General features: G+C 46.7%; 25 protein-coding genes. 8 read left to right on the forward strand and 17 right to left on the reverse strand.

Annotated elements, in window-relative coordinates:
- Nucleotides 1–74: 74 nt before the first annotated feature.
- The 5 genes from DMI82_RS14160 to DMI82_RS14180 all read right to left on the reverse strand — a co-directional run bounded on the left by DMI82_RS14160 (nt 75) and on the right by DMI82_RS14180 (nt 4,163).
- Nucleotides 75–329, reverse strand: coding sequence for an HPr family phosphocarrier protein (locus DMI82_RS14160; RefSeq protein WP_015526913.1), 255 nt, complete (start codon nt 327–329; stop codon nt 75–77).
- Nucleotides 326–1,282, reverse strand: coding sequence for a DNA-binding protein WhiA (whiA, locus tag DMI82_RS14165; protein ID WP_110103642.1), 957 nt, complete (start codon nt 1,280–1,282; stop codon nt 326–328). The genes DMI82_RS14160 and whiA overlap by 4 nt, the downstream gene beginning before the upstream one ends.
- A gap of 48 nt (nt 1,283–1,330) precedes the next feature.
- Nucleotides 1,331–2,209 carry an RNase adapter RapZ gene (gene rapZ / locus DMI82_RS14170; RefSeq protein ID WP_015526911.1) on the reverse strand — a complete coding sequence of 293 codons (879 nt, stop codon included), beginning with the start codon at nt 2,207–2,209 and terminating at the stop codon, nt 1,331–1,333.
- 187 nt (nt 2,210–2,396) lie between these two features.
- Nucleotides 2,397–3,314 (reverse strand): UDP-N-acetylmuramate dehydrogenase, encoded by a 918-nt coding sequence (gene murB / locus DMI82_RS14175; RefSeq protein WP_021650759.1) that lies wholly within the window; start codon nt 3,312–3,314, stop codon nt 2,397–2,399.
- Nucleotides 3,315–3,431: 117 nt separating this feature from the next.
- The gene (locus DMI82_RS14180; protein ID WP_110103643.1) at nt 3,432–4,163 is read right to left on the reverse strand and encodes a tRNA threonylcarbamoyladenosine dehydratase; all 732 of its coding nucleotides are present in this window, start codon (nt 4,161–4,163) and stop codon (nt 3,432–3,434) included.
- 191 nt (nt 4,164–4,354) lie between these two features.
- On the opposite strand from DMI82_RS14180, the gene DMI82_RS14185 reads away from it, so the two are divergent.
- Genes DMI82_RS14185 through DMI82_RS14205 form a run of 5 tightly spaced genes read left to right on the forward strand, consistent with a single transcriptional unit; the run spans nt 4,355 to nt 7,333 of the window.
- Nucleotides 4,355–4,771 (forward strand): stage V sporulation protein AB, encoded by a 417-nt coding sequence (locus DMI82_RS14185; RefSeq protein ID WP_015526908.1) that lies wholly within the window; start codon nt 4,355–4,357, stop codon nt 4,769–4,771.
- Between the two features lie 41 nt (nt 4,772–4,812).
- Nucleotides 4,813–5,271, forward strand: coding sequence for a SpoVA/SpoVAEb family sporulation membrane protein (locus DMI82_RS14190; protein ID WP_059085336.1), 459 nt, complete (start codon nt 4,813–4,815; stop codon nt 5,269–5,271).
- Nucleotides 5,268–6,323 (forward strand): stage V sporulation protein AD, encoded by a 1,056-nt coding sequence (locus DMI82_RS14195; protein ID WP_110103644.1) that lies wholly within the window; start codon nt 5,268–5,270, stop codon nt 6,321–6,323. The genes DMI82_RS14190 and DMI82_RS14195 overlap by 4 nt, the downstream gene beginning before the upstream one ends.
- Before the next feature lie 2 nt (nt 6,324–6,325).
- Nucleotides 6,326–6,682 (forward strand): SpoVA/SpoVAEb family sporulation membrane protein, encoded by a 357-nt coding sequence (locus tag DMI82_RS14200; RefSeq protein ID WP_059085334.1) that lies wholly within the window; start codon nt 6,326–6,328, stop codon nt 6,680–6,682.
- Nucleotides 6,683–6,706: 24 nt separating this feature from the next.
- On the forward strand, nt 6,707–7,333 hold the full coding sequence (locus DMI82_RS14205) for a stage V sporulation protein AA (RefSeq protein ID WP_110103645.1): 627 nt from the start codon (nt 6,707–6,709) through the stop codon (nt 7,331–7,333).
- A gap of 123 nt (nt 7,334–7,456) precedes the next feature.
- Here DMI82_RS14205 and DMI82_RS14210 read toward each other — a convergent pair whose 3' ends face one another.
- Together DMI82_RS14210 and DMI82_RS14215 are read right to left on the reverse strand one after the other, a co-directional pair.
- Nucleotides 7,457–9,439, reverse strand: a complete 1,983-nt coding sequence (locus tag DMI82_RS14210) for a sodium-translocating pyrophosphatase (RefSeq protein WP_044961021.1) — start codon at nt 9,437–9,439, stop codon at nt 7,457–7,459.
- Between the two features lie 196 nt (nt 9,440–9,635).
- Nucleotides 9,636–10,559 carry a 4Fe-4S binding protein gene (locus DMI82_RS14215; protein WP_021977051.1) on the reverse strand — a complete coding sequence of 308 codons (924 nt, stop codon included), beginning with the start codon at nt 10,557–10,559 and terminating at the stop codon, nt 9,636–9,638.
- A gap of 191 nt (nt 10,560–10,750) precedes the next feature.
- Between DMI82_RS14215 and DMI82_RS14220 the strand changes: the two genes are divergently transcribed.
- Complete coding sequence (locus DMI82_RS14220) at nt 10,751–11,668, forward strand: LysR family transcriptional regulator (RefSeq protein ID WP_110103646.1); 918 nt, start codon at nt 10,751–10,753, stop codon at nt 11,666–11,668.
- 118 nt (nt 11,669–11,786) lie between these two features.
- On the opposite strand, the gene DMI82_RS14225 is transcribed toward DMI82_RS14220, so the two are convergent.
- Both DMI82_RS14225 and rfbD read right to left on the reverse strand, forming a co-directional pair.
- On the reverse strand, nt 11,787–13,085 hold the full coding sequence (locus tag DMI82_RS14225) for a dicarboxylate/amino acid:cation symporter (RefSeq protein ID WP_110103647.1): 1,299 nt from the start codon (nt 13,083–13,085) through the stop codon (nt 11,787–11,789).
- Between the two features lies 1 nt (nt 13,086).
- Nucleotides 13,087–13,938 (reverse strand): dTDP-4-dehydrorhamnose reductase, encoded by an 852-nt coding sequence (gene rfbD / locus DMI82_RS14230; protein ID WP_015526899.1) that lies wholly within the window; start codon nt 13,936–13,938, stop codon nt 13,087–13,089.
- A gap of 332 nt (nt 13,939–14,270) precedes the next feature.
- Between rfbD and DMI82_RS14235 the strand changes: the two genes are divergently transcribed.
- Both DMI82_RS14235 and DMI82_RS14240 read left to right on the forward strand, forming a co-directional pair.
- Nucleotides 14,271–16,802: a leucine-rich repeat domain-containing protein gene (locus DMI82_RS14235; RefSeq protein WP_110103648.1), complete on the forward strand. Its 2,532-nt coding sequence runs from the start codon at nt 14,271–14,273 to the stop codon at nt 16,800–16,802.
- A 169-nt stretch (nt 16,803–16,971) separates the two neighbouring features.
- Nucleotides 16,972–17,469, forward strand: a complete 498-nt coding sequence (locus tag DMI82_RS14240; protein ID WP_015526895.1) for a QueT transporter family protein — start codon at nt 16,972–16,974, stop codon at nt 17,467–17,469.
- Between the two features lie 62 nt (nt 17,470–17,531).
- On the opposite strand, the gene DMI82_RS14245 is transcribed toward DMI82_RS14240, so the two are convergent.
- From DMI82_RS14245 to DMI82_RS14275, 8 genes are all read right to left on the reverse strand, one after another.
- Nucleotides 17,532–18,254 carry a SigF/SigG family RNA polymerase sporulation sigma factor gene (locus DMI82_RS14245; protein ID WP_021650746.1) on the reverse strand — a complete coding sequence of 241 codons (723 nt, stop codon included), beginning with the start codon at nt 18,252–18,254 and terminating at the stop codon, nt 17,532–17,534.
- A 2-nt stretch (nt 18,255–18,256) separates the two neighbouring features.
- The gene (spoIIAB, locus tag DMI82_RS14250) at nt 18,257–18,682 is read right to left on the reverse strand and encodes an anti-sigma F factor (protein WP_015526893.1); all 426 of its coding nucleotides are present in this window, start codon (nt 18,680–18,682) and stop codon (nt 18,257–18,259) included.
- Complete coding sequence (locus DMI82_RS14255) at nt 18,666–19,025, reverse strand: anti-sigma factor antagonist (RefSeq protein ID WP_044961012.1); 360 nt, start codon at nt 19,023–19,025, stop codon at nt 18,666–18,668. The genes spoIIAB and DMI82_RS14255 overlap by 17 nt, the downstream gene beginning before the upstream one ends.
- Nucleotides 19,026–19,150: 125 nt before the next feature.
- Entirely contained in the window at nt 19,151–20,476 is a 1,326-nt protein-coding gene (locus DMI82_RS14260) for a hypothetical protein (RefSeq protein WP_110103649.1), read from the reverse strand.
- 10 nt (nt 20,477–20,486) lie between these two features.
- Nucleotides 20,487–20,639: a hypothetical protein gene (locus DMI82_RS20105; RefSeq protein ID WP_015526890.1), complete on the reverse strand. Its 153-nt coding sequence runs from the start codon at nt 20,637–20,639 to the stop codon at nt 20,487–20,489.
- Nucleotides 20,636–21,934, reverse strand: coding sequence for a bifunctional folylpolyglutamate synthase/dihydrofolate synthase (locus DMI82_RS14265; protein ID WP_110103650.1), 1,299 nt, complete (start codon nt 21,932–21,934; stop codon nt 20,636–20,638). The genes DMI82_RS20105 and DMI82_RS14265 overlap by 4 nt, the downstream gene beginning before the upstream one ends.
- A gap of 171 nt (nt 21,935–22,105) precedes the next feature.
- The gene (locus DMI82_RS14270) at nt 22,106–24,217 is read right to left on the reverse strand and encodes an LTA synthase family protein (protein ID WP_110103651.1); all 2,112 of its coding nucleotides are present in this window, start codon (nt 24,215–24,217) and stop codon (nt 22,106–22,108) included.
- Between the two features lie 15 nt (nt 24,218–24,232).
- Nucleotides 24,233–26,887: a valine--tRNA ligase gene (locus DMI82_RS14275; RefSeq protein ID WP_110103652.1), complete on the reverse strand. Its 2,655-nt coding sequence runs from the start codon at nt 26,885–26,887 to the stop codon at nt 24,233–24,235.
- Nucleotides 26,888–26,982: the final 95 nt, after the last annotated feature.

Genomic DNA, 26,982 nt, shown 5'->3' on the forward strand with positions numbered 1-26,982 from the left:
TTCCGTCTGTATCCCTTTATATTCCACATCCGCAGGAATCTACCATTTTCCGCGGACTGCTCTGTTCCAACTGATTACTGGTTGCTTAAATACTGTTCAATGCTCTCCATCGCTGCATTCTCATCATCACCGTTGGCAGACAGTGTAATCTCTTCTCCAGCGTCAAGTCCCAGAGTCATCATTCCCATAATGCTCTTTGCATTGACTCTTTTTTTGCCAATCTCAACATAAATTTCACTGTTAAACTGGCTTGCCACCTGAACAAGCTGTGCTACAGGTCTTGCCTCCAGTCCAGTGGATAAGTTGATAGTGATTGGTTTTTTAATCATAATAGCTCCTCCTTGTTCTCCCGCAGCTCATCTGCGATCTCACTCAGCTTGCGAAGCCGGTGATTCACACCTGATTTGCCCACCTGCGGATTCAACATCATACCTAATTCTTTCAGTGTGGCATCCGGATACTGCAGTCTCAGCCTGGCTATCTGTGCCAATCCATCACTTAAGCTCTCAAAGCCGATAGTTCTGCTGATCAGCTGTATATCTTCCACCTGTCTCACTGCCGCATTTACCGTTTTATTGATATTCGCAGCCTCACAGTTCACCTTACGGTTTACCGTGTTACGCATTTCCTTAAGTATCCGGATGTTCTCCAGATCCATAAGGGCTACGTTCGCCTCCATGACTGCCAGCATGTCAACGATCTGCGCGCCTTCCTTCACATAGACCACATATGATTTCTTGCGCACCACAATTTTAGCTTCTACGTGAAAACTGCGGATAATCCCCTGTAATTGTTCTGCTTTCCTGCTGTCCGGACACACGATCTCAAAATGATACCCTTTCTCTGGATCACTGATCGAACCGGACGACAAAAAAGTACCGCGAATAAATGCCCGCTTGCAACAGTTCATCTGAACCACAAGCGAATTATCCATTTCAAGTAAACCGGTTTCGTTATCCACAGAAAGCTTTGTCCCCTGCAGTACTTCCTCTGTTCTGGCAGGATCCGTAACCTCAACAAGATATACCTTACCCCGTTTGAGATGAGCCCCTTCCCGGATAACAATCGCTGTCTCTATATTAAAGGTTTTTCGCAATAATGTAAAGCTTTTTCTTGCAACTGCTTCATTTTCTGTCTGGATCCATAGTTTTCTGTTTCCATCCGACATTTTTTCCACACGGCCGCAGCCGCAGAGCAGTGCCGCCAGTTCTGCCACCTGACAGTGCCTGGCCAGACTAAGCTGTCCTGAAAGTTCTTCTTTGACTTTTCCTGAAAATGACATCCCGAACCCTCTTTTACTGTTTCCCTGCCACCCTTTTCATCGCGGCAGTTATTTTTTCAGAAGTCTGTCCTTCTCCGCATCCCTGTGCTCCAGGCGGATGCCGTATTCATCCGATTTGGAAAGCCTGGAAAAAAGTTCTCTGGCAATAGTAACAGAACGATGTTTTCCCCCTGTACATCCGATACCGATCACAAGGCTTGTTTTCCCTTCTTTAATGTAGTTAGGGATCAGAAAACGGATCATATCCTCCAGTTTGTCCGCGAAGGCTTTCGCCGTATCACTGGCCATCACATAATTGAACACTTCATCGTCAAGGCCTGTCAGAGGACGCAGTTCATCCACATAATAGGGATTGGGAAGAAATCGCACATCAAACACAAGATCTGCATCTGCCGGGATTCCATACTTAAAGCCGAAGGAAAGCACAGAGATCATGATATTGCTGAACTCTCTGTCATCCACAAAGATCTTTTCGATTTCCTGGCGAAGCTCCCTGGTAAGCAGATGGCTGGTATCAATGATATAATCCGCACGTTTCCGGAGAAATTTTGTTTTCTCACGTTCCAGGCGGATTCCCTCATCCACTCTCCCTGCTCTTGCCAGCGGGTGGCTTCTTCTGGATTCTTTATAGCGTTTTACAAGGACCGAATCCTCTGCATCCATAAACAGGATCTCGTAATCATACCCGGTCTGCTTCATACGGTCCAGAACTACTTCCAGTTCATCAAGGGCACTTCCGCTTCTGGCATCGATCCCAAGAGCCACATTTCTAACATTTTCGCTCTGCATCTCAGGAAGAAGGGAAGCAAATTTTTCCAGAAGCTGGATTGGAAGATTATCCACGCAGAAATATCCCATATCCTCCAACATTTTAAGTGCAGCTGTTTTTCCTGCTCCTGACACACCTGTAACGATCACAAAACGCATAGTCTCTCTTCCTTTCCATTTCTTCTTCCGTTATCTGTAAAGCGTACATACGCATTCCTGTTCCCTCTGTTTCATATCCTGGGTATCTGAAAGCCGGGCTACGCTGAGGCTTTTAGGTCTGTGCGATCGGATCCACAGACAAGTAAGTGGTATAATTATTTTGAAAACGATGTACCAGAAATGGTCATCAGGCTTCAAAATCACCCAGGAACTTCACCTCCGGTTCCAGCGTAACTCCATATTTCTTATAAACGATATCCCTGACATTATCCATCAGCGTGCGGACATCCCTGGCAGTTGCACCGCCTGCATTGATCACAAAGCCACAGTGTTTCTCAGAAACCTGTGCACCACCTACCTGATATCCAGCAAGACCGCTGTCCATGATCAGCTTACCTGCAAAATATCCCTCCGGTCTCTTAAAGGTACTTCCAGCACTGGGATACTCCAACGGCTGTTTGGTGGTACGACGGATCGTCAGATCTTTCATGGTCTCACGGATCACTTCCGGATTTCCCTCCTTCAGCTGCAGCTTTGCTTCCAGCACGATATAACCTGCGGTTTTGATGATGCTGGTACGATATCCCAGTTCCAGTTTATCTGCCGGAAGGGTAACGATCTCTCCCTCCTCATCCATCACAGTTACCTCTGTGAGAACATCCTTCATCTCGCCGCCATAGGCACCTGCATTCATCACAACCGCACCGCCCATAGTTCCCGGGATCCCGCCTGCAAACTCAAAGCCTGTAAGAGCTGCATTTTTTGCTGCTGCTGCCACCGATGAAAGCAGCGCACCTGCCTGTACGGTGATCTCTGTTCCTTCTACGGTAACGGCAGACATATTTTTGTAGATCTGGATAACCGCACCACGGTAACCGCCGTCTCCTACTAGAAGATTACTTCCATTTCCGAGGATAAAATAAGGGATCGCACTTTCTTTACAGATTTTTACGATACGCCCCACATCTGTGTCTTTATCCGGCATCAGAAAATAATCCGCCGGACCTCCGATCTTAAAAGTTGTATGACGGCTCATTGCTTCGCCTGTAAAAACACGTTCTTCTCCAAGAAGATCGCAGAACTTTTTTATGATTTCTGAATTCACTTTTTATTTCCTCAGTCTTTCTGTTTTATTTCTGTAAAGCAGACATTACTGTTCCGCCTTGACTCATGCTCATGAACTGGATCTGTCCGTGATCTGCGCTCAATTTCTCATTTGCTGTCAGCTGTGTGAAGCGTTTCCGGCTGACAGTATATCCCGCACAACTTCTCCCGCCAGCAGATATCCCGCAGTCCCTGTCACAAAGGAAATATTTCCTTCGGCAGGCTTCTTCACCATAGTTCTTCTCCGTCTGAAAAGCTTTTCTTTTGCCGGTTGTTCTCTGGAATACAGTACTTTGAGTTTACGTATTCCCTGTTTACGTAGTTCTTTTTTTATGATCCTGGCCGCCGGGCATACTGTGGTCCTGCTGATATCCGCAACCTCAAGTCTAGACGGGTCTATCTTGTCCCCGATGTCCAGGCAGGAGATCACAGGCACACGTCCCTCCCTTGCTCTGCTGATCAGAAGCAGTTTTGACGACAGTGTTCCCATTGTATCCACAATATAATCAAAGGAACGTAATTCAAACATTCCCGCAGTCTCCTCATTATAAAAGGTTTCGTAGGTATGCACCAAAATATTCTCATCAATATCCCGGATTCTCTTCTTGGCCGCCTCTACCTTGCTCATTCCCAGAGTAGAATGAAGTGCCAGCACCTGGCTTCCGATATTCGTCAATGTGATCTTTTCATGATCGATCAGTGTCAGACTCCCCACACCGCAGCGCGCAAGTGACTCTGCCACCTGTGATCCGGCTCCGCCAAGACCGAATACTGCAATTTTCGCCCTGCTGAGTTTTTTTACACCTGTATTTCCAACGAGCAATTCCATACGTGAAAAAGCATCCTGCATATCCGTCCTCCTGACACTGTTTTTTCTTTTGATTGAGAAAGACAGCGCCTGTCCGCCGCTGTCTATATTCTTTTTTATTATACTATCTCTGTCCGTAAATGTACAGATATTCTTGTTTTTTAAGATTTTCGCATAAAAAATTTATATTTTCTCATACTATTCCCATACAATCCCACAAGGAGGTTCTGTCCATGCTTCAACAGCTGATTCTGTGCTTTATCGGTTTCTGTGCCGGGATCATCGTTGCAGGAGGTGTCTCCGGACTGCTGATCGGCCTTTCCATTGTTCCCCGCTATGCAGGTATCACGCATACAGCTGACCAGATTTTTCTTTATGAAGATCTGACACTTCTGGGAACAGTTGCCGGAACCGTCGTCACCCTGTTTCCGATCAGAATTCCGCTGGGGCCTTTTTTCCTGGCTGTCTGCGGAGTATTTTTCGGAATTTTCCTGGGCGGCTGGATCCTTGCACTGGCAGAGATTGCAAAAGTCTTTCCCGTCTTTGCCAGACGGCTGAAGCTCTCTCAGGGGCTTTCTCCGGTAATAATTTCCATTGCTGCCGGAAAAGCCCTGGGCTCCCTGTTTTATTATGCCATGAGCTGGATGTAATTCTTACTGTCACTCTACCATCTCACGAAAGGATTTTCCATATGCAAAATATCAACGAAAAAAAATATGAACAATACGTCAAGCAGCTTACTCCCACCCACAGTCTGCCGCTGAATATGGCAAAAGCTTTTCTCACAGGCGGACTGATCTGTCTTCTTGGACAGGTTATCTTAAACACAGCACAGGCTCTCGGTGCAGATGCTTCCGATTCCAGAACCTGGTGTTCTGTCCTTCTCATTCTCTTAAGCGTCCTTCTCACGGGCTTTGGTATTTATCCCAAAATCGGCAAATTCGGCGGTGCAGGAAGTCTTGTTCCCATTACCGGATTCGCCAACTCAGTGGCTGCATCCGCCATTGAGTTCCGAGCAGAAGGACAGGTTTTCGGCATAGGGTGCAAGATCTTTACTATTGCAGGTCCTGTGATCCTCTACGGCATCTTAAGTGCCTGGGGACTGGGTGTGATCTATTATATCCTGAAGATCCTGGAGGTGATATCATGAGCAAAAATCTCAGACTTGGCGCAGCCAGCATTGCATTTTCACAGCCTTTGTATATCGAAAGTGCCGCATCCATCGTCAGTCAGAAAGAGGCGGACGGTCCTCTTGGAGATCTTTTTGACCTGGTCTGTGAAGATCCCATGTTTGGCTGTGACACCTGGGAATCTGCGGAAAGCACACTGCAGAAAGAAACTGCCACTCAGGCCATAAGCAAAGCCGGACTGAGCTCCGAAGATATCCATCTGATGTTCGCCGGAGATCTTCTCGCTCAGACATCAGCCACCTGTTTCGGCTCCGCCGGACTTGGAATTCCCTTTTACGGACTTTACGGCGCCTGCTCTACCATAGGGGAAGCGCTGTCTCTCGGCTCCCTTGCTCTGACCGCCGGATTCGGCACACGGGTCTTATGTGCCACCTCCAGCCATTTCGCAAGTGCGGAAAAAGAATTTCGTTTTCCTCTGGGATACGGGAACCAGCGGCCGTTTTCTGCCACCTGGACAGTAACCGGAAGCGGTGCCTGTATCCTAAGTACATCTCCTCCCGGAGAAAAAGCACCTCTGCGCTCCGGCAAAGGCTGTGCTGCTATCACCGGCCTTACTGCCGGCCGTGTGATGGATTACGGTCTCAGGGATTCCATGAACATGGGAGGCTGTATGGCTCCTGCAGCCTGTGATACCATTGCACGGAGCTTTTCAGATTTCGGGCGGACGCCTTCGGATTATGATGCCGTCTTTACCGGGGATCTGGGGATCATCGGGCAGAAAATTCTCCTGGATCTTCTGGAGGAACAAAATATCCGGCTTTCTCCCATTCATAAAGACTGCGGTATCCTGATCTATGACGATCCTTCTCAGGACACTCACGCAGGAGGAAGCGGCTGCGGCTGTTCTGCTGTAGTCCTTGCCTCCTATATCCTTCCGAAGATTGTATCCGGAGAATGGAAGCGGATCCTTTTTGTACCAACAGGAGCGCTTCTTTCCAAAGTAAGCTTTAATGAAGGTGACAGTATTCCGGGTATTGCCCACGGAGTTGTCATCGAGCATATGGAGGTATGAGCATGGATTACTTTAACGCATTCTGGTTCGGCGGCCTTGTCTGTGCCCTGATCCAGATCCTTCTGGACAAGACAAAGCTGATGCCTGGCCGTGTGATGGTACTTCTGGTATGCAGCGGCGCCCTGTTAAGTGCCGTTGGCGTCTACCGGCCGCTGGTGGATTTTGCAGGTGCCGGGGCCTCCGTCCCGCTGATCGGTTTCGGACATGTATTATGGGAGGGTATGAAAAAAGCCATTGAAGAAGACGGCATCCTTGGGCTTTTTACAGGAGGCTTCACTGCCTGTGCTGCCGGAGTTTCCTCCGCCCTGATCTTCTCTTATCTGGCCAGTCTCTTCTTCCGTCCAAAAATGAAGAAATAATATTTCGGGAAAGGAGTTTTTCTCATGAGTGATACTCTTTATCTGCAGCTGGATCAGAACATTGAAGTCACCACCCCACATGTATATCTTCAGGATATTGCTGCACTTTCCATGAGTGATCCCAAAATCCTCAATCGCCTGCGGGTCATGCCTGTAATTGTTCTGGATGCGGAAAAGCCCGGACGCTATGTGATGTCTGTCTCAGATCTTCTGAAAAAGATCCGGAAGCTGGAACCCTCCATTGATATTTCTCCCATCGGTGAAACGGATTTTATCATCACCTACCGCATCAGCACCGCTAAGGGGAAGCTTTTCCGGTATGTAAAAATCCTTTTTGTATGCCTGGTTTCCTTTTTCGGCGCCGCTTTTTCCATTATGACCTTTAATAATGACGTAGATATGGGCAGCCTTTTTAGCCAGTTTTACACTCTTGTTACGGGAAAAAGTTCCTCCGGCTTTACCATCCTGGAGATTTCCTACTCCATCGGGATCGGCCTCGGCGTACTGATCTTCTTTAATCATTTCGGGCATCTGAAGCTAAGCGATGATCCTACACCTATGCAGGTGCAGATGCGGACCTATGAGGATGATGTAAACCGGACACTGATCGAACAGGCTGCACGAACAGAAAATCCAGAAACTGACTCATAACCAGAGTCCACTCTCATATCCGTACAATTCCGCCGCCTGTCGCACAAAAAAAGCTCCCTGCAGATTTCTCTGCAAAGAGCTTTTTTTATATAATATGGGTTTACTTTTTTTCTGAAATGATATTTACAGAAGTCCTCCGATGGATAAGAACAGAGGAGCAAATACCAGTGATACAATAGTCATAAGCTTGATCAGGATGTTAATGGAAGGCCCTGATGTATCTTTGAACGGATCGCCGACTGTATCGCCGACAACGGCTGCTTTGTGCGCCTCGCTGCCTTTTCCGCCATGATGACCTGTCTCGATGTATTTTTTTGCATTATCCCATGCACCACCTGCGTTGGACATGAAGATCGCCATCAGTACACCTGTTACAAGAGCACCGGAAAGAAGTCCTCCAAGAGCCTCAACGCCAAGAACAACACCTACGATAACCGGAACAACGACCGCCATGATTCCAGGAAGCATCATCTCGTGAAGAGCTGCTGTTGTGGAGATCGCAACGCATGATTTGTAATCCGGTTTCTCAGTTCCCTTCATGATACCCGGTTTCTCACGGAACTGGCGTCTTACTTCCTCGATCATCTTGTAAGCAGCCTTGGAAACGGATTCCATTGTGAAGGCCGAGAAGAGGAATGTAAGCATACCACCGATAAAGATACCGATCGTAACACGAGGAGCAAGGATATTGATCGCATCCAGATTTACTGCATTCGCATAAGATACAAACAGAGCAAGCGCTGTAAGAGCTGCGGAACCGATTGCAAAGCCTTTACCCATAGCTGCTGTTGTGTTACCTACAGAATCAAGCTTATCTGTGATCTCACGAACTGACTCATCCAGACCTGACATCTCTGCAATACCACCGGCATTGTCAGCGATGGGTCCATACGCGTCAACGGCAACTGTGATTCCTGTTGTGGAAAGCATACCAACTGCTGCAAGAGCGATTCCGTATAATCCATCCACACCGTATGCTACAAAAATACCAACACAGATCAGCAGGATCGGGAATGCTGTAGATTTCATACCTACTGCGATACCACTGATGATAGTTGTAGCTGCACCTGTCTCAGACTGCTCGCCGATTCCCTGAACCGGTTTATAATCTGCAGATGTGTAATACTCTGTAATGTTTCCGATGATGACACCGACAACAAGACCTGCGATCACAGCGATGGCTGCCTTCATGTCTCCGAAGAGAGTCTTGCTGAGGATCAGGGACACGATGATAACAAGTGCTGCAGATACATAGCTTCCTCTTGTGAGGGCTTTCTGCGGATTGGAATTATCATCACCTTTTACAAAGAATGTTGCAATGATGGATGCGATCAGTCCACAGCCTGCAATAGCCAGCGGATAGAGAACACCGGAAACTGCTCCGGCTACCGCACCAAGTGTAAGGGCAGATACCAGAGATCCTACATAGGACTCAAAAAGGTCTGCACCCATACCGGCAACATCACCTACGTTATCACCTACGTTATCCGCGATAACAGCCGGGTTACGAGGGTCATCCTCCGGGATTCCTGCCTCAACCTTACCTACAAGGTCAGCTCCTACGTCAGCTGCCTTTGTATAGATTCCACCACCAACACGTGCAAACAGTGCGATGGAAGAAGCACCAAGGCTGAATCCGGAAAGTACGTCAACGTTCTTTGTGATGATATACACAACGCTGACACCCAGTGCACCAAGACCTGCAACACACATACCCATAACAGCACCGCCGGAGAATGCAATGGAAAGAGCCTTGTTCATTCCTCCCTCTTTTGCTGCATTTGCTGTTCTTACATTAGCCTTTGTTGCAACGGTCATACCGCAGTATCCTGCGATTGTTGAAAACAGAGCACCTACTACGAAGCAGATTGCTGTTACCCAGCTTCCAACTCCGATTCCGATCAGTACAAAAAGTACGGCTACAAAAATAACCAGGATCTTGTACTCTGCTGTTAAGAAGGCGCGGGCACCTTCTGCGATCGCACCTGCGATCTCCTTCATTCTGTCTGTTCCTGCATCCTGCTTGCTGACCTTCGCTGCAAGGTATGCTGCGAACAAAAGTGCCAGTACTGCTGCCACCGGCACCAAATACATGTAGTTTTCCACTCTTTTTACCTCCGTTCATGTATTGTTAATACTTTATCACATTATTTTGCATATTTCAAATAGAATTTTCACTTAGTTTTTTGTTAATATTGTGATATAATAAAATTTTATATAAATGAAATAAATTTTTTTTATATTATTGTTCGCATTTTTTCAGTTTCAGACAGATTATATAATAGGAAGTTTTTTTATATCTCTATTTGGACAAAATTTCCATTTTTCTTTCCAGAAGATTTTTTTCCAATAATTGTTTTTCTGCATTTTCGAATCCAATTCGTTCTATAGTCTCGGCAAAACGTTCTCCCTTTAATCCCTGGTCCTTAAAAAGCAGGATTGCCTTCTCAATAACATCCAGTGCCTCTTCCTCTGACGTAAAGATCCGGTTCAGGGCCTTTCCATGAGAAATTTTCTTTCCCCAGCGTCCACCGATATAGATCTTGAATCCGTAGGTACCGTCCGGGATGGAATGGAATGGACATTTTCCCACACACCTTCCGCAGTGTCTGCAAAGCTCCTCATCAATGTGCAGTTTCCCGTCAACGACTTTCGCCACTTTGTTTGGACATGCAGCTTCAATGGCACATTTTTTGCAGCCCTTGCATGCCTCGCTGTCAAAGTGCGGAATCCTCTGTCCGATGATCCCCACATCATTCAGATTTGGTTTCACACAGTTATTCGGGCATCCGCCTACTGCGATCTTAAATTTATGCGGCAGTGCAACCTGACGGTAGCCTTTATAGAATCTCCGGAAAATCTCTTCTGAAATTGCATAGGAATCCAGAAGTCCATACTGACAGGTGGTTCCCTTGCAGGATACTACCGGTCGGACCTTTGCTCCTGTTCCTCCTGTCTCCAGACCTTCCTTCGCAATAAATTCCTGAAACTCTTCGATCTTTTCGTAGGGGATTCCCTGGATCTCCACGGAGAGCCTGGTCGTGTAGGTAAGATTTCCGTTGCCAAATTTCTCTGCTGCTTCCGCCATACATCTGTGCTGTGCCGCTGTCACCTTTCCGTTTACAGTGATCACCCGTGCAGAAAATTCATCGGTTCCCCGGTTATTTAAAAACCCCTGCCCCTTCAGTCTTTTCTCTTCCTCTTTGCTTACAGTTAATGCTGACATATTTCCTCCTCCTGGTCTCACCGGCATTCCGATACTTTCCCATGGTATCGTTGCCCTGTATTTTGCAATGTTGAAATCGTTTTCACGTACTTCCTACTATACCACTTGAAGATGTATTTGAGAAATGATATTATTTTATAAAAATGATAGGTTTTACCTATATACCAATTTACAATAAAAGGAGATTCCATATGACCATCCGCCATCTCACTGTTTTTGCGGCCGTTGCGGAACAGGGCTCCATGAGTGCTGCTGCCAAACATCTTTATCTTTCCCAGCCAACAGTCAGTCAGGCCATCCGTGAGCTGGAAGCTCATTATAACGGCCTTCTCTTTGAACGTCTTGGGAAAAAGCTTTATCTCACAGAACGGGGAAAGCTTCTTCTTCCCCATGCCCGTGAAATGATCCGCCAGTTTCAGCAGCTGGAAGAGCTGATGCAGAACCAGGGACAGTCTTCCACCCTGAAGCTTGGCTCCACCCTCACTGTGGGAACCTGCCTGACCCCATCCATTATCCTGGATCTGCAGAAAAGAATCCCGGACCTTGACGTTTACTCCTTTGTCACCAACACGCAAAATATCGAACAGAAGCTTCTGCGTTCTGAGCTGGACGCTGCTGTGGTAGAAGGTGAGATCCATTCCCCGGACCTTGTCGTTCTTCCCATCATCGACGACTGTCTGGTCCTTGCCGCCGGAAAAAAGCATCCGTTTTACCGCAGAGGACGCATCCATGACCAGGAGCTGAACAACCAGAAATTTGCAGTCCGGGAATATGGAAGCGGTACCAGACAGCTTTTTGAAGATTACACCCTTCGCCATGATCTGAAGATCCGGACTGCCTGGGAAGCCAACAGTCCGCAGGCACTGCTGAACGCAGTGCTGTATAACCAGATGCTCTCTGTTATGTCCATCCGTCTTATGCATCATGAGATCCGTCACCGTTCAGTCCGGGTCTTCTGCAACGAAGCAGGGGAATGGAACCGGAAATTCAAGCTGGTCTATCACAAGAATAAGTTTCTTACCCCTGCTATCTTTGAGCTGGAAAAGATCCTTCACACCTATCAGCAGCTGGAACTGCCCTCTGTCATGGGTGTTCTGGAACAAGAATAAGCAGGGGACTTACCTGATCCAGTAAAAAAACGGCCGCACATATCGCTCTTACGATATGTACAGCCGTTTTTCGTTTTTTCTCACCCGACAGGGTCGGATCTTTTTTTGAACCGGATATTTAGTTTGATTCGTTGAACACGTTTTTATCCAGTGCACGGTTCTGGTGTGCAACGATGGTTGTGCAGACTGCATCACCGGTAATGTTAACCGCTGTTCTGGTCATATCCAGGATACGGTCAATACCCATGATCAGACCAATTGCCTCAACCGGAAGTCCTACAGAATTAAATACCATGGTCAGGGTAACAAGACCAACACTTGGTACACCGGCAGTTCCTACGGAAGCAAGGGTTGCAGTTCCGATAACTGTCAGATAATCCATCGGACTTAAGTGGATACCGAAGGCCTGTGCCGCAAATACTACGGCAACACCCTGCATGATAGAGGTACCGTCCATATTGATAGTAGCTCCAAGAGGAATGGTAAATGAAGAAATCTTCTTGGAAACACCCACTTTCTTGGACAGGGTATCAATGGACATCGGGATCGTGGCATTGGATGTAGCTGTTGAGAATGCAAATGCCATAACCGGGAAAAATTTCTTGATGAATTTTATCGGATTCAGTCCTGTGAAGATCTTCAGCAGGATCTGGTATACGCCGAAGCACTGGATTGCCAGTGCAAGGAGAACACCGATCATATATTTTGCCAGCGGGATAAATGCGCTGAAACCGATGTTTGCAAAGGTTCTGCTGATAAGGCAGAATACACCGATCGGTGCAAGTGCCATGATCATCATGGTCATCTCCATCATGATGTCATTGAACTGGCTTAAAAAGTTCGCTACTGTCTCTGCGCGCTCTCCCATTTTCGCAAGGATCACACCCACGATCAGGGCAAATACGATAACCTGAAGCATGGTTCCGCTTGCCAGGGAATTGATCGGATTATCCGGAATGATATTCAGGATGGTATCCGTAAGAGAGGTCGCCTCCATAGTCTCCACAGAGGAAGCGGAGGACTGAATAGAGCTCATATCAAGTCCCACACCCGGATTGATCAGATTACCTACCGTCAGAGCAACCGAAACAGCCAGAGCTGTAGTCGCCAGATAAAATACCAGTGTTCTCACACCTACGGTTCCAAGCTTCTTGGTATCACCGATGGACATACTTCCGCAGACAAGGGAACAGAATACCAACGGTACAACCAGCATTTTCATCAGACGGATAAATCCCTGTCCGATCACATAAAGGATTCCCTCCACGATCACATCTTTCTTGAAGCTGCTGTCAGGAACCAGGTAACAGAGAATGATTCCCAGTATTGCACCTGCGATCAGCGCCACAAAGATCTTCGTGGTAAGGCCCATTTTCTTTTTCTGCTGTGTTTTCTCTTTTATATTTTTCTCTTTCATTCTAGTCCTCCGCTCTTTCATCCATATATTCTTTCAGCGATGCTTTCCAGTCCGGCATGTCATACACTTCAATAATACGGAGGATAAAATTATCAAGGACAGCATATGGCGGTCTGACAGAAGAAAGATCTGACTGCTCTGTCGGCACGGATCTCAGTTCGATCTCCTTTCCTGCAAGGCGAAGGATCTCGGTTGCAAACTCATAACGGTTGCATACACCGCTGCAGGTTACGTGATAAGTTCCATATTCGTTGGTATCGATAAGATACAGGATCATTCTTGCCAGATCCTTGGCGCTGGTCGGTGATCCGAACTGATCCGAAGCAACGGAAAGCGCCTGGCCTTTTTCTGCTGTCTCCAGCACACGGTTTACAAAATTGTTTCCGCCTTTTCCGTATACCCAGTTGCTTCGGATAATGAAATGTTTGTGTGTAAACTCTTTTACATAGTTCTCTCCGGCTCTCTTGGAACGGCCGTAAACAGTCAGCGGATTGGTATCGTCAAACTCTGTATACGGTTTTTTGCTCTTTCCGTCGAAAACATCATCTGTGGAAAGCTGGACGATCTTTGCCCCGCATTTTCTTGCCACGATGCTTAAGTTTCTGGCTCCCAGTGCGTTGACACGGTATGCATGTTCCGGATTCTTCTCACACTCATCGGTATCTGTGATACCGGTGCAGTTGATGATCACATCCGGACGGTTAATGGAACCGAAGTTGATCACTTCATCTGTGTCTGTGATATCCAGCTCATCAAGATCTGTGTTCAGAGTCTCGATCTGCATTGGATCCAGAACATCATTCAGTGCCCGTCCGATCTGTCCGTTGGCACCTGCGATCCATACTTTTAACATCTTTCTACCTCCCTGGTGTAATGTGTGTGATACATAAAATAAAGAGACATCGATTTAGATCAAAACCAATGCCCCTTTAACCTATATACTGAAATATATTTTATCAATATCACAAAAAGCTGTCAAGAAAAAAGCCCCTGTTTCCATAAGGTTCCTGCTGCTGATGTTACTGCCCACCGGCAGTATTTCCTCAAGATGTTTTTGTGAACAGAATTTACAGAAATCCTGAGGATCGAAAGTTCCATAACTCCCGATTTTGTATTGTAAATTCTGTCCCATGAATTATAATCTAAACAGGAGATCATCTAAAAACACATACAAAGGAGAAACTTATGAAAAAGCTAAAAGAATTAACATCTCTGCTATTTCTGTTCTGCTGTCTTTGCTTCTGTCTGATCCTGTTTCCACAGACAGCCCGGGCAGGCTCTCTTACGCCAACCGCACAGGACAATCTCAATGTCAGGTTACGCCGTACCTCTGATCTTATTCCTGTTTCCGGCGGATACATGAGGGTCTTCCACCAGAAAAATTCTGTCGGCGTTGAATATTACGATAATGATCTGAAGATCAGAAGCAAGCGCAAGATCAACATGGAGCTTCCACTGTGGGGTGGCTTTTATGCCGGATCTGACGGATATTATCTGGTAGAAGGCCAGACAAACAACAAAGAAAACGATTCCGCTGAGGTCATCCGCGTTATCCGCTACGATACAAACTGGAACCGGAACGGTGCAGCAGCAATTACCAGTAACCCGGAGCTTTTTGGCGGTGAGGTCCGCACGCCCTTTGACTATGGCTGTGTGGAAATGACAGAAAGCAACGGCAAGCTCTATGTTGTTACCGGTCACGAAGGATATGTGGATTCCTCTGTCGGTCAGGGACATCAGGGCTTCCTTATGGCCGAGATCGACCAGGCAACCATGAAAGGAAAGATCGTTTCCTGCGATCTGTGGCATTCCTTTGCACAGTATATCAAATCACAAGATTCTTATCTCTACGTACTGGAGCAGAGTGAGGGTTCACGATGTACAAAGCTTTCCAGATACGACAGCACTACACTTGACTGCACCACCATAGAGCTTTTGCCATACGGAGGCTCACATACTTCTGTGTGGGCACTGGCCTGCTACGCAAGCGTTGACGGCATGGCTGTTTCCTCTGACAGTGTATTATGCGTTGGCACTTCCATCGATCAGTCCAAATATGATAAGGTATCTGAAAACACGCCTCATAACCTTTATCTGTCCGTCACACCAATGTCTGACTTTTCCGAAAAAGCAACCACTACCAGGAAGCTTACCAACTTTACAGGCGGAGGAAAAAGCTTTGCGGGCGTAAAGATCACCAAAATAAATGACAACCGTTTTATGATTTCCTGGGAAGAATACGTCTCCGACGATAACAAGAAAAACTCTTCCGCTAATGATCCGCTCTCTTCCAGCACCCTTCATTATCTTTTTGTGGACGGAAAGGGAAAGAGCCTCAGCAAAGAGTTTACAACAGCTGCTCCGATTTCTGACTGTCAGCCTGTGGTAAAGGATTCCAGGGTCGTTTATTATGCTTCAAACTCCAACACCTTGAACTTTTATTCCATTAATTCCGACAACGGAAAAGCTGACAAAAAAACTTACCATATCGCAGGTGACAACGCAACCTGGAATTTCAAAAACGGTATCCTTACGATCTCCGGCTACGGACCACTTTCTATTTCCACAGAGGAAAACAACCGATACCCGGTCTCTTCAACAAAAAGCTGGTTTTCCTTCTCCAGCGATTCCTCCTGGAAAGCTATCAAAAACCAGATCAGAAAGGTAATAATAAAGCCCGGGATCACAAGTATTTCCGAAAGGGCCTTTGTTTATCTTCCTGAGCTGAAAGAAGTGGACATCCAGAAAGGGGTCACAAAGATCGGAAAAGAAGCTTTCGCCTACTGTAACAAGCTATCCAGGATCAACATACCTGATACCGTTAAAAGCATTGGAACGGATGCTGTGTGGTGCGGCTATTACTGGTCTGACAGCTCTCATGCATATTTTTGCAAGATCCATGCTCCGTACGGCTCTTACGCAGTTACGTATGCCAAGAAAAACAATATCAGCTATGCATGCAATATTTCCGATGCAGCTGTAACAGGGATCCAAAAAACATATACCTATACAGGCTCTGACATAAAGCCCGTTCCAACCGTAACTCTTGGAAAAGCAAAGCTTTCTGGCATCAATGATTATCATGTGACATACCAGAACAATAAAAAAGCAGGAACTGCTACCCTGAAGCTCATCGGTGATAACCATTTCTACGGAACCATCACCTTAAATTTCCAGATCACTCCTGCAGCCACACCAAAGCCACAGACTTCAAAAACATTCCGGGATGCTTATAATGTCTACACAGTCAATACCACCGGGACTTCCGTAGCACTGAAGGGACCACGTTCACGCAATACTGTCACTGCAAAGATTCCGGCCACTGTCAAAGCTAACGGAAAAACCTACAAAGTCACAGCCATTGCAGCCAATGCCTTCAAAAACTGTAAAAACCTGAAACAGGTAACGATTTCAGGAAATATCACAAGCATAGGTGCCGGAGCCTTCCAGGGATGCACAAGTCTTCGTACTGTAAAAATCGGTTCCCGAGTTTCTGCGATCGGCACAAAAGCTTTCTGTGACTGTAAGGCCCTTACCTCTGTCACCATACAGACAGGACGTCTTACTTCCAAAAGCTCAGGTAAATATATCTTCACAAGAGCAGGTCAGAATAATTACAAAAAACTGACTGTAAAGGTTCCGGCAAGCAGACTTTCCTCTTACAAAAAGCTGTTTCAGAGCCAGGGTCTGTCCACACAGGCCAGGGTTATCAAATAGTCAGGATCGTACCTTGCATTTCCACGCCCCTTATGCTATACTCAGTTTCGCTGCAAAAGCCCGCAAAAACCAAGGTCGTACAGGGCTTACAAGGCGGTCACCGCCTATAAATGTGCCGAGTGTTCGTGACCTTCCACTCGTAAAACAAAACTAAAGGAGAATAAAAAACATGAAAAACAAAGGTACTCATTTTCTGGTACAGGGAGCTGCCATTGCAGCTGTATATGTTGTCCTGACACTGGTATTCGCGCCACTTAGCTTCGGTGAAGTTCAGATCCGGTTTTCCGAGGCGCTGACCGTGCTTCCGTTCTTCACACCGGCTGCCATCCCGGGACTGTTCGTGGGATGTATCATTGCCAATCTTCTTGGCGGTGCGATTCCAGTTGACATCATTTTCGGAAGTATTGCCACACTTATCGGTGCATTCTTTACCTACAAGCTTCGCAATACAGGCAAATGGACAGCCCCGATCCCGCCGATCGTTTCCAACATTGTGATCGTTCCTCTTGTGCTTCGTTACGGATATGGCATTAACCTTCCTATCCCGTTTATGATGCTCACAGTAGGAGCCGGCGAATTTATCTCAGCCGGTGTGATCGGTATGATCCTTCTTGGAGCACTTTCCAAATACAAAAATGTACTTTTTCATAAAAAAGCAGCAGTCTGACTAAATCTGCTGCCCACAAAAAGGAGCCATGAGAAAACAGCAGCATTTCTCATGGCTCTCTTTTATTTTTTCTCTGCGGATTCCTGCAGACTGCGCAGGATCCTCTTTTCCATTCTGGATACCTGTACCTGGGATACGCCAAGCTCATGGGCGATCTCCATCTGGGTCATGTTCTGAAAATACCGCATATAGATCAACCTCCGCTCCTTTGCCTCCAGAGTCCCCAGTATCTCTTCCAGAAAAATCCTGTCCAGTACTTTTTCCTGCCGGTTTTCTTTTTCCGGAAGCTTGTCCATCAGAGAAATCTCCGTTCCCTCACCCTGATAGATCGTTTTGTGAAGAGATTCCACTTCTGCACCGGATTCCATGGTCATTACCAGTTCTTCTATGGAAATTCCCATTTCCTCTGCCATTTCTCCCGTCGTAGGTTCCCGCTCCAGCCGGCGTGTCAGTGCTTCTCTCACCTGATAGATCCTGTAGTGGTTTTCCTTCAGAGAACGGCTTACCTTCAGTATCCCGTCGTCCCTGAGATAACGTTTGATCTCTCCGATGATCATGGGAACGGCATAGGTGGAAAATTTCACATCATAGGACATGTCAAACTTATCCACAGCTTTCAGAAGTCCGATGCTACCGATCTGGAACAGATCCTCCATCTCCACCCCTCGTCCCAGAAAACGCTTTGCCACACTGTATATCAGTCCTGTATTTTCCTCAAACAAAAGATCTCTTGCCGCTTTATCCCCCTGGTGTGCACGCCCGATGAGGACAAGAGTACGATCCATAGTTACCTCCTGATGATCTTTTTCATGTGCACTGTAGTTCCACGGCCAACCTCCGATTCCACCTGAAGCTCATCCATAAACGCCTCCATGAATGTAAACCCCATACCGGAGCGGTCTTTATCAGCCTTTGTGGTAAACAGAGGCTCCATGGCTTTTTTGATATCCGGGATCCCGGCTCCGTGATCTGTCACATCTACCTGAAGCTCCTGCCCCCGGAGACGACATTCTACCCGAATCTTATGTATCTCCCCTTCATACCCGTGTATGATGCAGTTGGTCACTGCCTCCGATACTGCGGTCTTCAGATCCGAAATTTCCTCCAGCGTAGGATTCAGCTGTGTGCAGAATGAAGCCACAGCAACTCTTGCCAGTGCTTCATTTACCGGTCTGCTGTCAAAAATGATCGTCATTTCATTTGTGTTTTCCATCATAAACACCCTCCTGTTCACCTGCCGATTTTTTAATTCCACAGATTTCAATATATTTTCCCACTCCGGATAGCCGCAGAAGCTTTGCAATATGACTGTTCACATTGACAACCTGCACACATTTCCCCCTCATGCCAAGTGCCCGGTACCTACCCATCAGCAGACCGATCCCGGAACTGTCCATAAAAACGGTCTCTGAGAAATCAAAAATCATATTTTTTATATAGTTATGTCCAATAATTCGGTCTGAATCTCTCCGAATCTCATCAGAAGCCGGATGATCCAGTTCCGCCGGAAGATGTACAGTCAGCACGGTTCCGGATTTTTCAAAACCTGATGTCATTCTATCATTCCCCCATTTTTGATTTTTTATTCCATTTCTCATGACCAAAGGGTAAAAAAAGAGGAATGCGCCAACGCACATTCCCCTTATCCGAGGTTTCTCCTCTGTATGAGTTATGATATTTTTTATTCTGTATAACCTCCATCGTAAGAGGAATCCTCATATCCTCCGTCACTGTAGCTGCTGTCTTCTCCGGAATCTCCGTCAGAGCTCTGTGCATCTTCTCCCGCCGAAGCTGCGGCATCCGCTCCAGCTTCAGCTGTTCCATCTGTGCTGCTGTCAACACTGGACGTTCCGTCAGAAGCTCCGCTCTCAATCCCGCTTACACCGGTCTTTCCGCTGATAGTACTGTAAATTCCCTTTGCAGAATCTGACAGTGTATCCACATATACCTTCTGGAGTTCCAGCGCCGCTGTATCCAGATCCTCCTGCTGCATGGCAGTATATGCATTAAACAAAGCCTCATAGCTCTGACTGCGTTTCTGCTCTTCCTCTGCCTGCTTGGCAACTGCATCTGCCGTATCACTGGACTGGGCAGCTTCTCCCTGAGCTTTGGTAAGCTCCACGCTCTGGCTGGAAAGAGAATCACTGTACTGTATGATCTGCTGATTGGCCTGCCTGTAAATATCCTGTTTCACAGCCGGCAGTACAAGGAGCCAGAATGCTGCCGCCCCTGCCGCAAATCCAAGTACCGTGGTAAAGAAAAGTGATATCTTTGATCTTTCTTTATAAGACGACGGCCTTACAACGATTTCTCCTGAAATATTATCATTCTCATTTTTTTCATTTCCAAACAAGCCCTTACGCCGTTTTTCCATCTTTGTGGTAACACCCGTCTGCTCGTCAACTTCACGCAGGAAACGAAGTGTGGTGGTATTGGTCTTGTCGATCCTGGCTGCTTTTTTCAGGGTTCTTCTCGCCTTATTCCACTCCTGATTCTTCATCTGGATCAGAGCAAGAAGATGATACCCCTTGATCAGCTTGGGATTCTGGGACAGGATCTTTTTCAGGCGGATGGCCGCCATATCCTCATGGCCTTCCCTGCACATGGCGAGGGCATTGTTATATTTCTTGATGCTTTCGTTGATTGTTTCCAGTTTGTTCTGGTTTGCCTGAAGCCTGGCAATATATTCTGAAGCCAGATTTCGGTTCTTCTGGATATTCTTGCTGATGACCCACTCACTCAGTGCGGCAACCACCTCACCGGTCTCAAAATATACAAGACCAAGAAGATTTCTTGCACGGATATTCCGTTTGTCATAGGCAAGACTTTGCTTCAGACAGCTGATCGCCCCGGACAGATCCCGGATGCTGGCTTTTTCCAGCCCCTGATTATAATAAAGCTTGGAAAGATAATCCACCTTCTTCTGGATCAGTACATTGGCTCCACAGTGCGGACAATAATCCAGATCTGTATCCGTCAGGAACGCTCCACAGTTTATGCAGTTCATCCACTTCTCCTTATCTTACACGTCTGTTGCTCTTGACCTCACGCAGCATCTCCTGGAGTACATCCATGATATCTGTGATCTCCCGGTCATAAATGACACCTTCTACATCTGCCACATCCAGACATGGTTCAAATTTCTTCAGTTCCTCTTCGTAATCGATCATAATTTTTTCCTCCTGATCACAGCCTTGATCTCACCGACCAGATAAAGGGATCCTACACAGAACAGCATTCCATCCTCACCTTTTTCCTTTACTGCCCGTTCAAAAGCTGCTGGAACATCCTCTATTGCTTCCACTTCCGGTACTCCGTCTTCACGGAAGATCTCCGCAAGCTCTTCTACCGGAACTTTACGGTATCCACCTACCTGTGTGACGATCACATGTCGAAAACGGATCCTGCTACAGATCGTGCGGATCATATCCGTATAGTCCTTGTCATCCACTGCGGAAAACAGCAGAGTCAGAGGAAATTCCTTCTGAAAATGTTCTGCTGTCTCTACAAACTTCTCAACACCGTCTTCGTTATGTGCGCCATCCACGATCACACCCGGAAGAACCGTTTCCATCCTTCCCTGCCAGCGTGTTTTTGCCATACCAGCCTTCAGAGCCTCCAGAGATACCGGAATCTGATCTTCCAGTACCTGAATGGTTTTCACCGCAAGAGCTGCATTCATAACCTGATAACGGGCGATAAACGGTATATCAAATACGGTATCGCCATATGTCTCGTCCTTAAGAGAAAATCGGATTCCGTCCTTTGTGATCTTATGGATCTCTGTGTCTTCCCGTTTCAGCTCATAATATGGACATCCCAGCTTCTCTGCATGCTCACGCATCACTACGGCCGCATCCGGATCATTTCCATCGTAGATCACCGGAACACCCGGCACCATGATCCCTGCCTTCTCTCCTGCGATCTCGGAAACTGTATTTCCAAGATACTGCATATGATCGAGGCTGATGGATGTGATCACACAGGCTGCCGGATCCTCCACAGCAGTGGTTGCATCCAGACGTCCGCCAAGACCGGTCTCCAGTGTTACATAATCCACGCCGGCTTCTGCAAAGATCACCATTCCCATCAGAAGGAGTGTCTCAAAATAGGTGGGATGATAGCTTCCCTCCGCAACCAGCTCATCGGAAAGCTTTTTAACTTTTTCAAAAGCACGAAGGAAAGTATCGTCATTGATCACTTCCTCGTTGATCTGAAAACGCTCGTTGATCTCCACCAGATGAGGAGATGTAAAAAGTCCGCAGGAATATCCTGCTTCCCGAAGGACCGATGTGATAAAAGCACAGGTACTTCCCTTTCCGTTGGTTCCTGCCACATGGATCACACGGAATTTCCTCTGCGGATCTCCAAGTCTTCTTAAGCATTCTCTGGTATGGTCCAGGCTGTTCTTAGTAGTAAATCTCGGTATATCTTCAATATACGCAACTGCTTCTTCGTAATTCATAAAAAAAACCATCACTTATCTATAATGTATTCGTAAAGAACTTTTGGGGAGAAAAGCTTCTCCCCTCCTGTTCGTTACGATACCATTATATAATAGTGGTGGAAGATGTCCAGTCCTAATCGTAATATTTTATCCGACATTTTTTGTATCGGAGTATCTTTTCTATGCCATTTACTGGTTGTCTGTACTGTTTTCTTCACCGGAATCTTCTGTGGATTCCGTTTCTGACGCTGTATCCGTTTCCTCCATTGACCCTGTATCAGAACTGCTCTTTTCACTGTCAAGCTTCCACTTGCTGTCAGCGAGCAGCGCATAAACCGCCCGGTCATGGCTCTTTGTCATGGCCTTTCTTGTGGAACTGTTGCTTCGCTGCACTACCGAGAGCCGGTCAAAATCATCCAGTTCCTTTCCGGTAATGATCAGCTTGGTAGGATTCACGTAAACCGTATCGTACCATTCTCCGTTGATCTTCACCTGGCTGGACGGCGTAAAGTTTGTCCCCTGGATATAATAGGTGTGATCCGTCTCAGACACAACCTGAATGGAATCCAGCGTGGTATCATAGATTCCCATACGCATCTTTGTCCGCTCAAAAAGATTCGCTCCGTCATATGTATACTGCTTTCCGTAGAGAAGATCGTACTGCAGGGTCTCCAGATCCACCTGATAATTTTTGGTGTTTCTTCTTGCCTGATGATACTTGAAAACATTTCCCTCATGGATACCTACACGATCCATAACCTCTGCTGCCATCTGGTATGCCGCAAGATTTTCTTTCTTTTTCTTAAGTCCGAAATTATCCCACATCACATACTCTGTCTGGAACAGATATTTATTCTCCACATCCTCCACGGTCAGTCCCATGGTCGGCAGATGATCACCATACATGACCAGTACCACATCCTCCGGATAATCTGCAAGCCTGTCAGTCAGCTCTTTGACAAAATTATCCATCTCATGGATCTGATTTACATAATACTCCCACTTATTATTCAGCTCGTCAGTAGGTGCCCCGGAAACTGTGATCTCCGGATTTTCCAGTACCGGTTCTGAAGGATAATCTCCATGTCCCTGTACGGAAATAGTATATACATAATCAGGCCCTTCTGTAGAATCCAGACACTTGACGATCTCATCGGTGAGGACACTGTCCTTGGTCCAGCCCAACGAGTTCTTCTGGTTTTCATCCTTCATATACTCTGCCGAAGTGAAGGTATCAAATCCCAGATTCGGAAAAATACTTCTTCTTCCGTAGAAATTCGCCTCATTATTATGTACTGCATGAGCAGTATAGCCCAAATTCTTCAGAATATACGGTGCGCTCTCACATGTAGTTTCCTTAAGGATACTCTTGTAAGGATACTCTCCCGGTCCAAAATAATGAAGGCTCATTCCGGTAATGGATTCAAACTCAGTATTTGCGGTTCCGGCTCCTACGGAAGGTACCTTATAATATCCGGAGGAATACTCCTTCATCAGCTTTCTGAAATTCGGAATAGGATCTTCTGACAGCTCCAGATAATTTACCAGCGTAGGATCAAAAAAGGACTCCAGCTGTAAAAACAGAATATTCGGATGACTGCCTTCTTTCGTTTCCGGAAGATTTTCTTCCGACTTCTCGATCCTTTTGATCTCGCTTTTGGAATAATCTCTCGGAGCACTGATTCCGGTATTAAAGATCGTCGTTGCCAGACAGTAAGGATATCCGTAATCCTCATAAGCTATGGCAATATTTCCAAAATAATTGGAAAGAACTCTTTTTTCCAGAGCAAGCTGTGTGATTCCTCCAAATGCAAGAACCCCAACCAGGACCAGTGGAATATTCACCTTATATTTCAGCTTGCCTCTGTACTTCGGCGACCTTATCAGGATGATCAGAAGGATCAGAACCGCAATTCCCAGAAGAACTGCACCTATGGTCATCTGGGTATGGGTCAGATATTTTTTTGCAATACTGAGACCATCTGTCAGATTCTTCACATCCGGTCCTGTAAACGGTGTGACACGATTGAGAAGAAGCACACCGTTTACGATTCCCAGAAACAGCCATAAGCTGCCCACAAAGATACGCCAGAAAATTCTCTTTCGGAAGAGATAAACAATCAGCATCGTCGTAAAGATAAACGCTGCATTATAAGCAAATACAAGCGGCTTTGTGGTCATGTAGGTCCACGCCTCTGTGAACGAGTGCCTGCATATGGCCTCGATCACAAAGTACAGGACTGCACAGCCCAGAGCCTGAAGTATCAGCGAAATCTTATTGAAAAAGTTACACCACTTCATTAAAACACTCCTTCGTTATTTCACCATCTGTGTTAACTGCAGGTTCACTTTCTCTTTCATCTCTTTGTATTTCTCAAGTTTCTCCTTCTCTGCCTCTACCTTGGCTGCAGGTGCCTTGTTCACAAAATTCGGATTGTTCAGCATTCCCTCGCAGCGTGCGATCTCTTTTGTAAGTCGCTCCTGCTCTTTTGTGAGACGTTCGATCTCTTTTTCACGGTCGATCAGATCCTCCAGCGGCAGATAAACCACACCGTCTGCCACAACGATGGATACCGCATCCTCACCGATTCCGTTCTTATCCTGCTGTACGTGGATCTCTTTTGCAAACGCAAGGTTTGTAAAGGATTTCTTGCAGGACTCAAAACGTGCACAGCACTCTGCATCCTTGCCTACGATGTAGATATTGGTCTTTCTGTTCTGCGGTACGTTCATCTCGTTTCTGGTGTTACGGATTCCACGTACAACCTCCTGGAAGCTTGAAACTGCTTTCTCAGCATCTGCAAAATCCATCTCGTCTCTGTATACCGGCCAGTCGGAGATCATGATGGACTCTTCATCCGGAAGCAGTGTGCAGTAGATCTCTTCTGTGATAAACGGCATGAACGGATGAAGAAGCTTCAGTCCCTGTGTCAGCGCAGTGCGGAGTGTCCACAGTGCATCGTTTGCTGCTGCCGGGTTTTCCTCTGCCTTCCACAGTCTTACCTTTGCCATCTCGATATACCAGTCACAGAGCTCATCCCACAGGAAATCATAGACCTTCTGTACGGCAATTCCAAGCTCATATTTATCCATATTCTCAGTAACATCACGGATCACTGTGTTCAGTCTGGAAAGGATCCATTTATCCTCGTTGCACAGTGCGTTCAGGTCTTCCGGCGCTGTTACTGTCTTGCCCTCCAGGTTCATCATAATGAAACGGGAAGCATTCCAGATCTTATTTGCAAAGTTACGGCTGGATTCTACACGCTCCCAGTAGAAACGCATATCATTTCCAGGTGCATTACCTGTCATCAGTGTCAGACGAAGGGCATCTGCGCCGTATTTGTCGATAACCTCCAGCGGATCGATACCGTTTCCAAGAGACTTACTCATCTTACGTCCCTGTGAGTCACGTACCAGACCGTGGATCAGTACATGGTGGAACGGTGTCTCACCGGTCTGCTCCAGTGCGGAGAATACCATACGGATAACCCAGAAGAAGATGATATCATATCCGGTTACCAGAACATCTGTAGGATAGAAATACTCAAGCTCCGGTGTCTTATCCGGCCATCCAAGTGTGGAGAACGGCCACAGTGCGGAACTGAACCAGGTATCCAGAGTGTCCTCATCCTGATGCATATGTGTGCATCCGCATTTCGGGCATTTCTCCGGCATCTCTCTTCCAACCACCATCTCACCGCACTCATCGCAGTAATAAGCCGGGATCCTGTGTCCCCACCAAAGCTGACGGGAAATACACCAGTCACGGATATTCTCCAGCCAGTGCAGGTAAGTCTTGTCAAAACGTGCCGGAACAAACTGAAGGTTTCCGGCGTCCAGAGTTTTGATAGCAGCTTTTGCCATTTCGTCCATTTTTACAAACCACTGTGGTTTGATCATCGGCTCTACCGTTGTACCGCAGCGGTCATGGGTACCAACACTGTGGCTGTGCGGAACAACCTTTACAAGAAGTCCCTGCTCCTTCAGGTCCTCTACCATGGCCTTACGTGCCTCGTAACGGTCCATACCTGCATATTTTCCGCCAAGACTGTTGATGGTGGCATCATCATTTAAGATGTTGATCTCCTCAAGGTTATGACGGCGTCCAACCTCAAAGTCGTTGGGGTCGTGTGCCGGTGTGATCTTAACGCAGCCTGTTCCGAATTCCTTGTCAACATACTCATCGGCAATAACCGGGATCTCTCTGTCTGTAAGAGGAAGCTTCAGCATCTTTCCTACAAGGTCTTTATATCTTTCATCCTCCGGGTTTACAGCAACTGCTGTATCGCCGAGAAGTGTCTCCGGACGAGTGGTCGCGATCTCAACAAAACGTCCTTCCTCACCTACGATGGGATAATTGATGTGCCAGAAAAATCCGTCCTGGTCCTCATGTACAACCTCTGCATCAGAAATAGAGGTCTGGCATACCGGACACCAGTTGATGATCCTGGAGCCTTTGTAGATATAGCCTTTCTCATAAAGGCGGATAAATACTTCCTGAACAGCCTTGGAGCAGCCCTCATCCATGGTAAAGCGCTCACGCTCCCAGTCTGCAGATGCTCCCAGCTTTTTCAGCTGGTTGATGATCTTTCCGCCGTACTCCTCTTTCCATGCCCAGGCATGTTTCATAAATTCGTCACGGCCGATCTCGTTCTTATCAATCCCTTCCTTACGAAGTTTCTCTGTTACCTTAACCTCTGTAGCGATGGCTGCATGGTCAGTTCCCGGCTGCCAGAGAGCCTCATAGCCCTGCATTCTTTTGAAACGGATCAGGATATCCTGCATGGTCTCATCCAGTGCATGTCCCATATGCAGCTGTCCGGTTACATTGGGCGGCGGCATTACAATTGTAAAAGGTTTTTTGTCCGGATTAACTTTTGCATGGAAGTATCCGTTATCCATCCATTTTTTGTACAGACGATCCTCAATACCCTTGGGATCATAAGTCTTTGCAAGTTCTTTGCTCATGTTTTCCTCCTGAATCTTTCTGATTATAGGAACCTTAAAATGCTCCTGTTTTCTGCAAGAAAAAACACGCCCTCCACACAAAAGCCAATAACTAA

It is taken from the genome of Blautia sp. BCRC 81119 (assembly GCF_003184505.1).
GTDB classification, from domain to species: domain Bacteria; phylum Bacillota; class Clostridia; order Lachnospirales; family Lachnospiraceae; genus Blautia_A; species Blautia_A fusiformis.